Source organism: Micromonospora sp. HK10, assembly GCF_000982955.1.
In the GTDB taxonomy this organism is placed as follows: Bacteria; Actinomycetota; Actinomycetes; order Mycobacteriales; family Micromonosporaceae; genus Micromonospora.
In genome coordinates this window covers 6,559-21,316 of record NZ_KQ058877.1, presented here as the reverse complement: position 1 = coordinate 21,316, position 14,758 = coordinate 6,559, and the positions used below count along the sequence as shown (strand labels likewise).

Annotated in this window: 11 protein-coding genes, 1 tRNA gene and 1 pseudogene; 4 read left to right on the top strand and 9 right to left on the bottom strand. The window is 68.5% G+C overall.

Annotated elements, in window-relative coordinates; genetic code table 11:
- Positions 1-443: 443 nt before the first annotated feature.
- The 3 genes from LQ51_RS25535 to LQ51_RS25525 all read left to right on the top strand — a co-directional run bounded on the left by LQ51_RS25535 (position 444) and on the right by LQ51_RS25525 (position 3,689).
- The gene (locus LQ51_RS25535; RefSeq protein ID WP_046569960.1) at positions 444-1,376 is read left to right on the top strand and encodes a GNAT family N-acetyltransferase; all 933 of its coding nucleotides are present in this window, start codon (positions 444-446) and stop codon (positions 1,374-1,376) included.
- Between the two features lie 252 nt (positions 1,377-1,628).
- Positions 1,629-2,366, top strand: coding sequence for a hypothetical protein (locus LQ51_RS31530; protein ID WP_156313225.1), 738 nt, complete (start codon positions 1,629-1,631; stop codon positions 2,364-2,366).
- A gap of 69 nt (positions 2,367-2,435) precedes the next feature.
- The gene (locus LQ51_RS25525; RefSeq protein WP_046569959.1) at positions 2,436-3,689 is read left to right on the top strand and encodes an AlbA family DNA-binding domain-containing protein; all 1,254 of its coding nucleotides are present in this window, start codon (positions 2,436-2,438) and stop codon (positions 3,687-3,689) included.
- A gap of 192 nt (positions 3,690-3,881) precedes the next feature.
- Here the strand turns inward: LQ51_RS25525 and LQ51_RS32980 are convergent, their stop codons facing one another.
- The 8 genes from LQ51_RS32980 to LQ51_RS25485 form a co-directional block, all read right to left on the bottom strand.
- A complete protein-coding gene (locus LQ51_RS32980; RefSeq protein ID WP_156313224.1) occupies positions 3,882-4,994 on the bottom strand; it encodes a hypothetical protein in 1,113 nt (370 codons plus the stop codon).
- Positions 4,995-5,653: 659 nt separating this feature from the next.
- Positions 5,654-6,679 carry an ATP-dependent DNA ligase gene (locus tag LQ51_RS25520; protein ID WP_231605881.1) on the bottom strand — a complete coding sequence of 342 codons (1,026 nt, stop codon included), beginning with the start codon at positions 6,677-6,679 and terminating at the stop codon, positions 5,654-5,656.
- 448 nt (positions 6,680-7,127) lie between these two features.
- A complete protein-coding gene (locus LQ51_RS25515; protein WP_046569957.1) occupies positions 7,128-8,618 on the bottom strand; it encodes a hypothetical protein in 1,491 nt (496 codons plus the stop codon).
- Entirely contained in the window at positions 8,615-8,986 is a 372-nt protein-coding gene (locus tag LQ51_RS25510) for a hypothetical protein (protein ID WP_046569956.1), read from the bottom strand. Before LQ51_RS25510 ends, LQ51_RS25515 begins: the two co-directional genes overlap by 4 nt.
- 571 nt (positions 8,987-9,557) lie before the next feature.
- The gene (locus tag LQ51_RS32970; protein ID WP_052745054.1) at positions 9,558-10,301 is read right to left on the bottom strand and encodes a hypothetical protein; all 744 of its coding nucleotides are present in this window, start codon (positions 10,299-10,301) and stop codon (positions 9,558-9,560) included.
- Between the two features lie 111 nt (positions 10,302-10,412).
- Entirely contained in the window at positions 10,413-11,429 is a 1,017-nt protein-coding gene (locus LQ51_RS25495) for a tyrosine-type recombinase/integrase (RefSeq protein WP_046569954.1), read from the bottom strand.
- A complete protein-coding gene (locus tag LQ51_RS34120) occupies positions 11,426-11,902 on the bottom strand; it encodes a hypothetical protein (protein ID WP_231605880.1) in 477 nt (158 codons plus the stop codon). The genes LQ51_RS25495 and LQ51_RS34120 overlap by 4 nt, the downstream gene beginning before the upstream one ends.
- Positions 11,903-12,019: 117 nt before the next feature.
- Positions 12,020-12,103 (bottom strand) — tRNA-Leu (locus LQ51_RS25485).
- Between the two features lie 231 nt (positions 12,104-12,334).
- Between LQ51_RS25485 and LQ51_RS34610 the strand changes: the two are divergent.
- A pseudogene (locus LQ51_RS34610) lies at positions 12,335-12,508 on the top strand (hypothetical protein); the annotation flags it as partial.
- A gap of 1,895 nt (positions 12,509-14,403) precedes the next feature.
- On the opposite strand, the gene LQ51_RS33535 reads toward LQ51_RS34610, so the two are convergent.
- Positions 14,404-14,652: a hypothetical protein gene (locus tag LQ51_RS33535; RefSeq protein WP_231605879.1), complete on the bottom strand. Its 249-nt coding sequence runs from the start codon at positions 14,650-14,652 to the stop codon at positions 14,404-14,406.
- Positions 14,653-14,758: the final 106 nt, after the last annotated feature.

The following is a 14,758-nucleotide window of genomic DNA, read 5'->3' as shown; positions in this document are numbered from 1 at the left end:
ACCACTCGCGCGGACGCGACCCAGTCCCAGGAACGTCGTGGTCTGCTCGCAGCGGCCGATCACGACACACGAGAGCGACAACTGATTACCCTCACGCCTCACCGAAGTAGCTCTCCTCCTCGCCGAGCAGCAGCGGCACGTCGTACACGGACATGTCCGGCCGAGCGCCTGGCGGTGCGCGGCATTCGTTACCTGCCGTATCCGCCAGCCCACCATGAGGGGCTCAGGGCGCAAGTACGGACGCCGCTCCAGAGACACGCAGCTTGTCCAGTTGGTTTGGTTAATGGGTTGCGGGCATAGGACGCCCTGATTAGAACTAGCAGCCGAACCTACAAGGAAGGAGGGCTGAGCCATGTACGCCACGCACACCGCGCTCGCGTCCTCCCGGGTGACCAGCTGAGCTGATCCCGGAGCGGGCGGGGCGCCTCCAGACGGAGCTTGCCTTGACTTTGCACCAGCATGATCTGACCCTGCGCCCGATCACCGGGCCCGATGAGCTAGACCTGTTCAACAGCTTGCCGTACGTCCTCAATGATGAGCTCGGCAGCGACTTGGCGGCCGGTCGCCGCCGCCCGGAATGGCTGTGGCTCGCGCTGCGCGGTGATCGCGTGGTGGCCCGGGCCGGATGGTGGTCGCGCCCCGGGGACGAGCACGCGCTGTTGATGGACATCTTCGACATCGACGGTGACGTCGACGACGGCGTGCGGTTGCTGAAGGCCGCACTGCCCGCCGTGGTCCCCGCCGGCGCGATACCCCCAGAGTACGGCCGGTTCCTCCCGGCGGACTGGCGCAACCGCCAGCACACCCGTCAGGCCGTCAACGACCGTATGGGCGCACTCGAACGCGTCGGAGCCAAGCTGTTCGTCGAACGGCTGCGTCTGGAATGGCGACCCGGCACGCCCATCCCAGAGCTCAGCGGGCGGCTCGTCTTCCGGCCGGTTCGCAACGCGGGCGAGCTCATCGAGCTGATGACGCTTGTGCTGGACGGCACCCTCGATGCGCACAGTCGCGCGGACCTGACCCGCATGACCGCCCGCCAGGCCGCTCAGGAGCAGTACCAGAACGAACTCGAGCGCTACGCCAGCCCGCACGATTGGTGGCGGATCGCGACGCTTCCGGACGGAGAACCGGTCGGGTTCGTCATCCCCGCGCACAACGGCTACAACCCGATCATCGCGTACCTCGCAGTGGTGCCCGCGCATCGCGGCCACGGCTACATCCACGACATCCTCGCCATGGGTACAAGTCTGCTCGCGGCGCAGAACGTACCGCGGATCCGGGCAGCCACCGACGTCGGCAACACGCCGATGGCGGCAGCCTTCGCCCGGGCCGGCTACGTCACCATCCAGCGCCAGATCGACATGACCTGGCGATGATCACCTGGGCGCTGGACCTGAGCTAATCCAGGTCCAGGTCCAGCGCCCGCAGGAAGGTTCATGAAACCGGGACGCGGGCCGAGCCTCGGTAGAAGGCCCCTCCGAGTGTCCCGTTCATCGGCAGATCTGGTGGCCAGTCCAGCAAGATCGAAAGCGCGCTCGGCGGCAGATCAGTGCACACGCTGGGAGGGGTTCAACAGAAGCTCTTATAACTCATTCGCGGGAACGGCCGTGCAGATGAACAATGAACCCGTGACAGATGAAGCGTTGCTCGTGTTCCGACCGCCACGAGAACCGCGCCCGATCTTCGCCGGTACCGCCGCCCATCGCTTCCCGGAGCTACGCGGGCCGCGTGAGTACCTCGACCGGCTCCGCGTTCACCATCTCGACCTCGCGCGCCGTGTGATTGAGGCCGACGACGGCAAAATCTACTTGCCCGACCTCTTGGTCATGTCGATGATGCAGCGGAGCTACGGTCTGGTGGAAGCGGTCATTGACTGCGTCGACGGATACAACTTGGCAGCGGCGGCTCCGCTACTCCGGATTCAGCTCGACACCCTCGTGCGCGCTTGCTACGTGGCACACCATCCGTTGACGGATGAAGTGGTCACAGCGATGCTGGAAGGCACCGAGTTCCGCAGGATGAAGGATGTGGACGGAAAGTCGCTCACCGACGCGCGCCTGGTCGAACTAGCAACGCCGCATCACTCGTGGCTTCCGCCGGTCTACAAGGAAACGTCAGGTTGGGTGCACCTCTCCGTCAATCATCTGAGCGCCGCGTGGCAGGTCACCGGCGACCGGTTTAACTTTGGCCTTCCGCTTCGGCCCGACGTCGTCCCCGGGAGGCTCTGGTTGGAGTTGCTGGAGGCGATGACCAAGGCGACCGAGGAACTCTTTGGTTACGTCGAGCTGTGGGAGAGCCGGAAGGGCCTACCGCTCGGGCAAGCGCGAGGATGGCCGGACGCTGAGCCCGAGCCGAGCGGCGGATAGCTGCCCGCCCATGCCCACCGGCTTCCCGCGTCAACCCTCACTGTCGTAGGCCATCCCTACGCTTTGAGCATGACCTTCACCGCACTGCACCGCTCACTCGGGGTTGGCCCCGGTCCGTTGACCGACGAGATCCTTGACGCTGCGGTGGCCGCTGGCGTGATCGAGGCGAACGACTTGGATTGGAAGTCTGAGCTCCCGCCGGCCAGGGGCCTGCCGCAGACCGACTTTCCTAAAGACGTCGCGGCGATGGCGAACAGCGGCGGCGGCGTGATCGTCTTCGGGGTGCGCGAGGAACAGAAGGCCGCGACTGCGCGGGCCGACGTAGGTGAACTCGATGAGGCATACGAACGTTCCCTGCGCAGCGCAGCGATTACGGCGATTTCTCCGCCTGTCTTCGGCCTAGTGATTCACCGTCTTGGTTCCGAGGGGAAGCGCGCTGTCGTGGTTGAGGTTCCCGCCAGCATCGACGGACCACACCTGATCTATCGGAACGAATACTTCGGCGCTCCGGTGCGCAATGACTCGGACACGGTGTGGATGAAAGAGCGCCAGATCGAGGCGATGTATCGCGCTCGGTTCGACGAGCGCCGTCATGCGACCGAGGCGTTGGACGCGCTGTTTGCCGAGGCTTCCGCCGGCCGTGACGCTGGCAAACGCGCGTGGCTGATCGCTGTCGCCCACCCACGCATCCCTCGTCTTCGGGAGCGGCTGAACCGCGACCAAGCTCGCGACGTCCTGACAAAGACCGAAAGGCTGGCGCTGACCTACGCGGGGCGCGGCGGCATTCATCCGCTGGAGAGCGTGGACCAGCTCAATCCTCGACCTGGGCTTCGTCGCTGGGTCGCGGTGAACACCGCAACGGGAGACCGATCCATCTGGAAGGAATCGTGGATCAGTATTCATCACGACAGCTCGGTGACTCTTGCTGCGGCGGTCGGCGGCCACCGCATGAGCAGCGACGGCTACTTCGAGGGCTGGCAGGTCGAGTCCTCCGCGATCGAATGCGCGATCGCTGACCTTATGGCGTTGATCCGAATCACCGCCGAGGCTACCGACAACGACGAGTATGACGTGCGCCTTGGGATCGACTGGAGTGGCGAACAGCCGCTGGTGATCTTGACGAAGGACAACATGGGCTTCACCTACGACGGCGTCTCGACGCCCCTGCACCGCTACACGCCTGTCGAGACGACCGTCAACGCGGTAGAGCCCGCCTTGGACTTCTACTGGCACGTCCACGACTTCGCCGAGGATTGTGTAAACCAGGGTGGCGTCTCGAACGTGCGGATGATCCAGCCGCCCGCACGCGACGAGTCGGCGTAGCTCAGCTCCGGCGCAGTCACAACGCCGGCCCGATCCGCTCGGTTCCGGTGCGGCGAGCGCGTTCCTGTTCCTGCCGTTCGGTCTGGAAGGCTGCGTGCTCGGTCGAGAGCGGCCCGTGCTCGGGCAGCGCCCGCGCTATCGGCGGCAGATGTGGACGCCAAGATCGCTGCACAAAATCTGATGACCTTGGAGCTAGGAAGTTGCGGCAAGCTGACTCCACCAAGCGACAAGCGCCCCTTGAGCAATGTATTCAAAAGTGGCCAAGAGCATGGGGTAATCCGCCTTGCTCCAGGAGGCGTTATAGGCGCCAGACGTGAGACCGGACGGTCGCTCTATCGGTACGCCGTCATCGAATTGCCTCGGCGCCTCGCACATCGGCTGAGGGAATGGTCTTCCTCCATGCAGTGCGCTTGATCGATACTGATATATTAACTTGTATGTCTCGTCCAGCGTTCTCCAGTCGACTTGGTCGTCCTTGCTAGGACGCAGGCTCGGAGGAGGGGGGCAGTACAATTCAAGGAAGCGCAGGAACTTTCTCGTCGAACCGATCAGCGGAGCGATTGATTTGGCGATATTCTCCGCAATCTCTTCATTTAGCCCTTCAAGCGTCTTGGCGAAGTCCGGCAGTAGGTCTCGCGCACGCTCGACATACGGCTGCCTTGGAGTTCTGACTTCATTGGCCGCTACCTCAAGCGCGCCGACAAGCCGTATCCATGCGAGGTTTGGGTCCTCGTTCGCCACCCACATTCCGAGCTGATACTGCCGGGCCGCCTTCATGACCGCGATGCTCTTCTTCTCCGTCAATGTTGGAAAAGCGGCGATGAGCGACGCCGCACCGCTGACGTCTCGTCGGCCCGTGAGCCGGGGAAGAACCTCGCGGCCACGTGGGTGAAGAGGCGAGGTCGGCTGGGGGTGGTCCATTGAGAATGGCGGGTCGTCGAGACCGCCCGATCCGATGCCGTGAGTCCACCAGCGTCCGCCCGGCTTGCATCGTACTCGTAGTGCGAGTGACAAAAGCGCTGTGACCTCGTCCGCCACATCTCCACCGTGATAGGCGGTAAAGTCCGTGGCGGCGAGGTCGCCAGAAACTACTAAGTCGGGCGGTGTCCAGTGGATATCGGTGCGTATAATCGGGCATTCATTGCTCCGTGGGTCGACTAATCCTTCGTCGTGATAGACGAGTAGCGGTCCGGCCTGAAGTTTGCCTACAAGGGTGGCATCGCTAGCGACCGTGAAGTACATGCGTTCGACTAAGTCGACTCCGGAGTCGTGTGCACGCCAATTGTGCCAAAGAGCAGTTCCCATGGCTGTCATCATCCTTCAAGGCTCGGTCGTACGCTGCAAGACGCCCAGACCGTGAGAACGCATGCAAATGAACGGACCGGCGCGGACGCGCGACATCGCAGGCATCGTCGGTTATATGTGAGTTTGCGCAGCGAGTTGGCGGTGAAGGTTCGCCTGCCACAGAGACGGCGGCAGTTGTCGGGGACGCCAGAGTGCTGGCCTGTCCAGGAGCGGCTACGATCCGTAGCGATCGGTCAGCGGCAGTGCGTACACCTGATAACTTCCTCGTCTGCCACTGCGCTGGTCACTACCTCTCCTTCGTGCTCTGCTCACACATGCCGCAGTAGGCATGTCCAGAGTTCGATCCTCGCGCACGCCCCGTCGGAGCGCAGCTGGGTTTTCCGGCTGATCGGAAGGTCGCCCTCTCGATCGATGCGCGCTACGTCAGCAGATAAGCCTGTGACGCATTCGTGCCACCGAGCAAGAAACTTGATAACCCAAAGCCTCCGATGCTCCAGGGACGAACCAGGCCACCCGTTAGAGCCAACTACTCTTCGGCATGGTCAGATGTCCGCTTCTCGGCAGAGGCGGATGCAAGTGGGCTCGGGCTCAGGCGACTGTTTGAGGCGTGCTGCAGCGGATCCAGCAGCACTCGCCGCTCATCAGCAGACCATGGACACTCACCCCGGGTCGCCGAAGTAGCCCTCCTCCTCGCCGAGCAGCAGCGGTACGTCGTACACCGACATGTCCGCCCGGTGGCGCGCGTATCTCACCCGGTGCCGCCAACGGCTGTGCTCGAAGGCGACGTCGGCCTCAATCTCTGCCACCACGGTGGGCTCGATCTGCATGTACCGCAGCGGCTCCGGCCGGTCCAGCTGCCCGGACCAGGATGCGGGTAACGGCTCCGGCCACGGGTGCACCACGGGGGCGCCGTAGTGTTGCCGAGGCCGTAGCGGAGGCAGCAGCCCGGTGAGCTCCTTCCGCTGGAGGCCGGTCAGCGGGTGTGTCCGCCCGGTGTACCGCAGCCGTCCCCTGCGGTCGAACCGGCCGAGCAGCAGGGTGTCAGGGTTGTGGATGCTGCCGGTCACTCCGCCGACGATCGCCTCGGTCACGATTCGGGTCCGGAACTTCCACCAGCCGCGCCGGCCAGGCTCGTATCGCCCGGCCAGCCGCTTGCTCACCACGCCCTCGATCCCGGCCGCGACGGTCCAGTTCAGCAGCCAGTCCGCGACCAGCCGCATGTCGGTCGTCTGCGGCGTCACGGTGAGCTGCGCGGGCGTGTCAGCGAGCAGCCGCTCCAGCCAGACTCGCCGCTCCGACAGCGGCAGGTTCAGGATCACCTTCCCGCCGGCGTCCGCGAGAAGATCGAACAACACATAGTGGGCGGGGCAGTCGTGGACCAGACGCAGCAGACCGCGGCCGGCGGTGACGCGCCGCTGCAACCGCGCGAAGTTCGTCCGACCGCGCTCCCAGACGATCAGCTCCCCGTCCAGCACAACCCCTGGCGGAAGCGTCCGGATCGCCCGCGTGATGTCCGGGAAGTAGGTGGTGAGGTTCCGGCCGGCCCGCGACTGCAGGTACACCCCGTCGGTCTCGCGGAAGGCGATGCATCTCCACCCGTCCCACTTGGGTTCATGAAGCAGTTCGGGACCTTCGGGCACCACATCGACCGGCGCGGCGAGCATCGGCGCGATCGGCCGGCGCAACGCGGGATTCGCCGCAGCCCGCGGCCGGGCCGAACTCACCGCCTGCGCGGGCTGTGAAAGCTCATCATCCCCGTCCCCTCGCCCATCGTCGGTGAGGGGCCACCCGGAACGGGCGAAGATCGGCTACAACAAATGTTCGTCTCGTCGGCCGTCAAGGTCACTTCGACTCAGCCGTCAGCGCGCGCCCATCAGCGGTGGCCTCGCCGCTTCGGCTCGTCAGGGCCGAGCACCTGGGCAACGGCGTCGTACACATGGCCGCCAGTGAACCGAAGGACGATGACGAGTTCGTCGTCCTGCGGCAGGCTGTCGAAGACCCGTGATCCCTCAGGTCTACCTGCATGACGCCCCGTACATGCCCCAGGCAAATCGTCGCTACGCCGAACTGGTCGCCGAAGACCGCGAACTGCGGCTTCACGGGTACGAGGTGTACCGGTTCGGCGCCGCCGAGCTAGTCGATCTGAATCTCGCCCGGCAATGGCTCTCCGCCTTCCTCAGCCGCCTCGCTGCCTAGCACGGCAGCCACGGTTTCGGCGCCAGCCGTTTTTGGTTGCCTACCCTCTCCCTGCCTGGGCCCCGGGTACGCCCGGCCGTCCGGCAGCACATCCGGCTTCGGGCCGCGGCTCTCTGCGGCTGCTGGGCTCGCCACTCGCGGGCGAGGCGGTCGGGCAAGCACATGAGCGACCATGCTCGCCGGGTCACCCTCGGCGTCGGACCCGATAATCTGCCACAACGCCCGGCTGAGGTCGCGCACAAGATCATCGCCGACTGTTGCGGGCCGCCAACGGGGAGTGGCTCGATAGACCAGCGAACCGACGGGACGCTCGAGGACTGCATCCCCCCTAACGAACAGGTTTCGCCGCTGCATCGCCGTACGGAGGCCTCGATGGAGGGTGGCAGCCATCAGCAACATCTCACTGCCGAGCCGCGTAGCCTCCCTGACCCGATGCGGCATGCGGCCCTGGGCCCCAGGGTTCAGCAGCGACCGGATCCACCGCAGGGCTTCGCCAAGCTCGGCCGCGGCGTCCTGGCCAGGGCCGGCCGCCGGTGCCGCGCGCAGCTCGGCAGCGGCTATCGCCGCCTGCCGCCAACCCCCGATCATCGCCAGGGATCCGTCGGTTCTGAGGACGTGCACCGCCAGGCCAAGCTGCGTCCCGACCTGGAGGTGCGCTCCGGTGACCTGGTCGGGGTGAAGCCACAGCCAGGTCCGCGCGGCGCGGACCGCCGCGATCGCCGCATCGACGGTGTCTACCGCCTGCGCCGGATGCTGTGGCGATCGGGCGATATCAAGCTCACGGAGGTCGGGCTGAGCCTTCGCGGCCGCGACCAGCTCCTTGGCGACGGCGCTCAACCGGCTGCCGCTCGTCCATCTGGCTGCCTCCGCCACCGGCCTGTACGTCTGCGCCAAAGGTCCACCCCGGTCCAGCCAAGCGGGAAGGCGGCCGTCGAGCCGCACGGCATCCACGGCGAGCCGGGCAATATCACCAAGCCCTCCCTGGACACCGCCCCCGGCACGGATAGCGATCCCCTCTGGCGTATCGGGACGCCGGCCGGGTGGAACGTGACCGGCGATGATGTCACCCATGACGCCAATCGCGTCAGCGGCCCGGCGCAGCGACCGAGCCGCGCCATCGGAGACCTCCGGTGCTGGCGGTAGCCGCTCGTCCACCACCGCGGCGGCCCGCAACCCCACGTAGAACCGGGTCAGGCTCTGCCCATGCCGCCCGAGAACCAGCGCGGCAGCCGCCTTGTCCGGCACCTCCGCCACCGGACGACCACCGACCAGCAGCTCCGTCACCCTGGCCATCTGGTGATAGAGGTCCGACCGGGCACCCACCAAACCATTGATCTCCCCAGCGGTCCCCGCACGGCGTCTGGTCACCGCCGCAGTGGCCGCCCCCATCGCCCGCTGCGCCTCCTCGTACCAGAAGCCGACCGTCATGCCAGGGCCGCTACCGCCCGGCGCAGTTGCTGGGCTGCCGCGTCGTGGTCGAGCCGTTGAGCCAGCCCATCCTCGGCGACGGCACGGCGATCGTGGTGCTGGGCAAGGTGCTCAATGAGATCCCTCACCGCAGCCCGCACCTCGGGCCCGTCGGCGTCCGGGGCAGCCGCGTCCACGACGACGTCGTCCTCGTAAAGGCGGCTGCGGACGTCCAGGACCTCCAGTCCGAAGCGGTCCCACGCGGGATCAACCCCGCCCAAGTGCTTCCAGGCTTCGATGGCCAGGTGGACGGCGCCGGCGGCGGCGAGGCTGTCATCGCCAGCGGCGAGACGCGCACTCAGGACGGTGGCTGCTTCCGGGAACTCCATGCGGGAAGCCTCCGACAATCGGCCGCGCCTCGTCCACCCCACCGGGTGCTTCCCTGTGGATATCCCGCGTCCGAGCAGGTCAGCGACGTAGAGCCTCGCACGAGGTCTGGCTGGAGCCGAACAACCTCATCGCGCACCAGCCCACCGCACCGTCGCCGAAAACCGCGGGCCAGCGGATCCCCTGCATAGTGGCGGTGACCACGAACGTTCACCGGGTCTGACCTCCGGCTGCTTGATCCTCGGTCCCTACCCATCGCCTCATGTACTGATCGACGACCCCTCGTACCTGACGGCGGAGGTCCGTGTACCTCATGTCGCCCATTCCCTCGGCCTCGAAGACCCCATCAGTGAAGCTGTCCACCTCACCCGGAGGGGACTCGCGAAGCCGTTGGCTCTCCTCGGGTGGCAGGCAGAAGCCCAGCTTGATGCACAAATCGTCGAGGAGCCGTCGGACATCAGACTCCCGGTTGTCACGTTGGCCCATGAGGGACAGCGTGACGACTCCTGCCTTGGTGCCAATCCGGCCAAGGTTTATGGTCACCGCAACAGCTGAGCTATGCCGACGTGTGGGTCAGCCCCGTCGGTCGATCTTCATGTGCTCGCACGCGCCGTCGTGGTTCTCGGTAAAAGCCCCATCCGTTCGCCGCGCGACCTTCTGCCAAAACGTCCCAGCGGTGTCGTACTGAGTGGTCGTGTACCAGGTGAGGCCCGGGTACCGCCGATAGAGCTTGAGCACGGCGCGGGTGCCGATCCCATAGCCTTTGGCGGCCCCATCAACGCTGATCTTCCGCAGGTAGCCACGCCGACACCCCTGGCACACCTGAAAGTCGACCTGACCGACGACGAGCAGGCCCCGACGAAGGACCAGCCGCTGGAACCCGGCAGGCGCGCCGGCTGGTAGGTGGACCGCGCGGACGCGCAGTGCCGCCAGGCGGCGCAGCCACCACACAGGATCGCGGCGTCGCGCCGTGTCCCACCGGAAGGGCCCTGGATCCGGGAAGAGTTGTCCGAGGAGCCGGATCCGAGCATCATCGTCGTTGTCGGCACCGGCGTCGTGGACTATGCGCAGGGCCCGGTCCAGAAGGTTCGCAGTCTCCCCCCAAACATCCTCGTCCCCCTCGCCCTGCCGGCGTCGGCACACCGCGGCCGCCGCCGCAAACCGACCCGAATCCGCCTGCCAAGTATTGACGAGCACAGCGGCCACCGCAGCGACCCGCTCCGGTGACGCGTCGTCCAGTCCGATGGCAAACGACAAGGCCTGGTCAGCGTCATCCTCGGCGGACCGCCGAGGACCCGGCACCTGCGGAAAGCCCATAGCCGTCACCGTAACCGCGCTGTACGACGGCGAGCGCCTACCGGAGGGGCCCACTCCAATCGTTTGGGGCGGACCCAGTCCGCCTAGGACAGGGCCCGCCCCAACACCCCACTACGCCAGCGGATGTGGCTCACCGGTAAGTGCCGCCAGCGCGGCAGCAACCTCGTGGATAGTTGCGCGAACGTAGGTGGCGGTGGTTCCGGCATCTCCCCCACTGGCGGAGTGACCGGCATAGGCCCGGGCGATGGCGTAGCCGAAGTTGCGCTCCACCCAGGTCAACGTGGTATGCCGTAGCCAGTGCGTGCTGATCTGCTGCGCGTGCACCCACGGCAGGTGCTCACCGATGCGCACCCACAGGTGGTCGTACCGCCGGTAGGTGATCGGCTGGCCGCTGCGGTACCGGAACAACGGTCCCATCTCGGTGGCGTGCCGCTGCTCGGCGTGCCGCTGCAGGTACCGCATGAGTGTGGGCGACACCGGCTGCCACCGCACCGTCTCACCCTTCTCCCGCAGCAGGATCAGGCACTGGTCCGGGTCCAGGTCGACCGGCCGCAAAGCTAGGGCCCCACCCCGGCGGCACGCCGTCTCGGTGTGCAACCGTAGAAGCAGACTGTCTAACGCCGGGTCGTCACCCGTGGACGCCGCTACCTCGTTGATCTCCGCCAACCGGGTGTCCGCCAATGCCCGCCGGGTGCTCGGCAGCCGCCGTGGCTTCGCCACCTTCAACGCCGGGTTCTCGGCCTCGGACAGGAGCCCGTCGGCGACCGCCCGCCGGTACAGGCATCGCAGCGCCGCGATCAGATGCTCCGCCGCGCTGCGCCCGCCCCGCGCGTTGCGGCGGGCCACCACATGCGTCTTGACGTACTCCGCAAGCCGCTCGATCTCCGATGGTGTCGGCTCATCGATACGCCGCTGACCCCACTGCTCCACAACGCGCTTCCAGTACGACCCGTACGCCCGCCGCGTCCCAGCACTGACCGCAGCGGCAACCACCGGCACATACTCCGCGAACGTCGGAGCCGGCGGACGATCGGACGTCGCCGCCACCAGATCCGCTGGAGAGATGCCCATCCGCGATAGCAACAACCGAGCGGCCTCCAGTTCGGCCTTGCCCGCCACGCTGCTCACGACTCACCGCCCGCGAACGCCTCGGCGTGCACTCGGGCGACCACCGCGTCCAGCGAGGCCGGCGGGTGAAGCACGAGGCGTCCGGCCTTCGGATCGGCTGCCAGCAGCACCCGATCGCCGGCTGTCAGCCCGCACCACTGGCGGACCACCGCGGGCAACCGCACGTGGCCCTCTTTCGTCACCTGGAACACGCCGCGCGGGTCAGGGTCGACGATGATCAGGCCGCTGCTTTCCCTGATGCCCAGCCTGAGGCCGGGAGCCCAGCCGAGAGCGATCATCACCGGCCGATCAGCGACGCGGCCGTGCACATCAAGAGTCGCCAGCCCATACACCGTGCTGCCGTCACGAGTAGGAGCCAGTCGCGCCAGCGGCAGAGGCGGTCGCTTCATCGCGGCACGTGAATCACCGCGGATCTTGAGCCCGCCTGACGGAACCACCGCCGGGATCACCGAATCGATCGGCCGGTCGGTCATGACCCACCTCGCCGAACGACGAGGCTGCCACCAACGGCGGTAACAGAGAGTGAAATCAGGTGGTCAAGCATGCTTGACCACCTGAACGTCCAACGTCGCACGGTTGCTACGCGGGAGTGTCCGAGGGGGGACTTGAACCCCCACGCCCTATACGGGCACTAGCACCTCAAGCTAGCGCGTCTGCCATTCCGCCACCCGGACTTGCCCGTCCAGCCTACCCTGTCGGCCAAGGTGATCATCTCACCGGATCAGCCGGCCGGGCGGGCCGCACGGGGCATTACTGTACACGGCGCAGATGGATCATGCACATCGCCGCCGGACCACCCCGTTTCCACAGCTCAACCGGGTCACCCAGGCAGGCGTGGAGCGGTCAATCCCGGATAGGCGGAGCCGGGTAGCGCCCGAGCACCCATACCGGGCAGCATTGCTCCCGTGTCCCACCCCTCCCCCCTGACCAACGCTCAACACCAGGCTCTCGCGCTACGTTCCGCCGGAGACGTGGCCACCGCCCGCCGCCTGCTCGCCGACGCCATCGCGACGGCCCGCCCGGCGTACGGGGAGGACCACCCCGACGTGCTGGCCACCGGCCATCTGCTGGCCCGGCTGCACCGGGAGGCCGACGACCCGGCCGCCGCCCGGCGGGTGCTTGAGGAGACGTACGCCGCCGGCGAGCGGCGGCGTAACGAGGCCGACCCGCTGATGCTCGCGCTCAGCTTCGACCTCGCCGGCGTGGCGGAGGAACTCGGCAACCGGCACGAGGCCCGCCGCAACTACACCCGGGTGGCCACCGCCGGCGCCGCCGTGCTCGGTCCGGATCACCCCGCGGTACGCACGGCCCGCCAGTACCTCGGCGGCTCCGCCGCCGCTGCCGGACCCGCCCCGGGGGCGCTCTCCGGACCCACCGTGGCGATGCCGGCCGTACCGGTGCCGCCCCCGCCACCGCCCACCCCGCCAGCTCCCGGTCACCGGCCCGGGGCCGGCGGCCCGCCGGCCCACCCGGCGGCCGGTGCCGCCGGCGCCATTCCCGCCCCACCGGCGGCGACGGACCCGCGGTGGGCCCCGCCACCACGCCCGGGGTCGGGACCGGCCCAGCCGTCGCCCTGGGCACCACCGGCCCAATCCTCCGGTACGCCCCTGCCACCGCCGCCGGTCATCCCGCCGCCGCCCGCGGGCGCGGCGCCCAGCACGCCGTTGCCGATGGCACACCCACCGGCGTCCGCACCACCGATGTCCGCACCACCGATGTCCTCGGCGCCAATGTCCGCACCGCCGATGCCTCCGACGCCAATGTCCGCACCACCGATGTCCGTACCACCGATGCCTCCGGCGCCAATGTCCGCACCACCGACTCCTCCGCCACCGGTATCCGGGCCGCCGATGTCCGGGCCACCGGTTCCCCCGCCGTCGGTATTCGGGCCGCCGGTGTCCCGGCCACCGACGTCCGCGCCGCCCGCGGCCGAGCCGCGTTTCCCCGCACCCGTCTCCGTGCCGCCGTCGGTGGTCAGGCCGCCCTCCGCCGCGCCGGTACCGCCGGTCGGGCCGCCGGCGGCACGCACTCCGCATCCAGCCGGCGCGCACGGTGCCGGCGCCTATCCGGCAGGCGCGCAACCAACCACTCCGCCGCCGATTCCCGGCCCGCGCCCGGCACCGACGGTCCCGCCGGCCGTCCCGTCGGGAGTCACCGACGGGCCGGCGTCGCAGGGCACGCCGGCACCGCTGCCGCCCGCACCGGTCATCGCGGTTCCGGCTCCGCCCGCGCCGGCGACGCACGGCCCGCACGCGCCCGGTCCGCTGCGGGTGCCCCCAGCCGCTGGACCTGTGTCGGCGCCGCCGCAGGTGCCGGCGTCCCGACCCGCTCCGCCACCAGCAGGCCAGCTTCCGCCGGCGCCGGGAACTCCGGCCCCGCTTCCGCCGGCGCCGGGAACTCCGGCCCCGCCTCCGCCGGCACCGCGGATTCCGGCCCCGCCGACTCCAGCCCACGCCCCCGTCTCGGCGCCGCCGACCGCCCCGTCCACCTCAGCACCGCCCACCACGCCCGCGTCGGCGCCGCCTGCCCCGGTGCCGTCAACCCCGCCATCGCCCGCTGCGCCGACCCCGGTGCCGCCCGCCCCGGCTCCGCCCTCCTCGACGCCACCCGCTACACCGACGTCGGTGCCGCAGACCGGACCGGCGACGGGTCGGCCTGCGGCGGGTGACGGGGAGGACGCCCCATCCGGCGAGAGGACCCGCGCTCCCGGCTGGGCGAAGCCGACGGTGCAGGTCCAGCAGATCGGGCCGCTGCTGCGGGAGGAGATCGAGCGGGCCGCCGCGTCGAAGGCGGAGACGGGGCCGCAAGCGGTGATCGACGGATCGCCCGTCAACCCTTCAGTCAGCGCCCCACCCGTCAGCGCGCCACCGGTCACCGCCCCAGCCGGCACGGCAGGCCCGCCGGACGGCGCACCCCGTACCCCGCGACCGGTCGACAACGCACCCACCAGCGGGATGCCCGCCCCCGGCCAACCTCAGATCAGCGGACCGCCGGGCACCAGCCCTCCGGCAGCCGCGCCACCCGCCCCCACACCGGTCAGCGGCGCACCCCGCACCGGGCAACCGGTCCACAATGCACCCACCAGCGGAATGCCCGCCCCCGGCCAGCCCCCGATCAGCGCAGCGCCGATCAGCGGCCCGCCCAGCAGCGCGCCACCCGCCGGCACGTCACCGGCGAGCGGCGCACCCTTCACCGGGCCACCGGTCAGCGCACCAGCGGGCACCAGCCATCCCGTCACCATGCTGCCCGGGAGCACCTACCCGGTCAGCGCACCACCCGGGACCGGCTACCCAATGAGCGGGCCACCCAGCGCCAGCCACCCCGTCAGC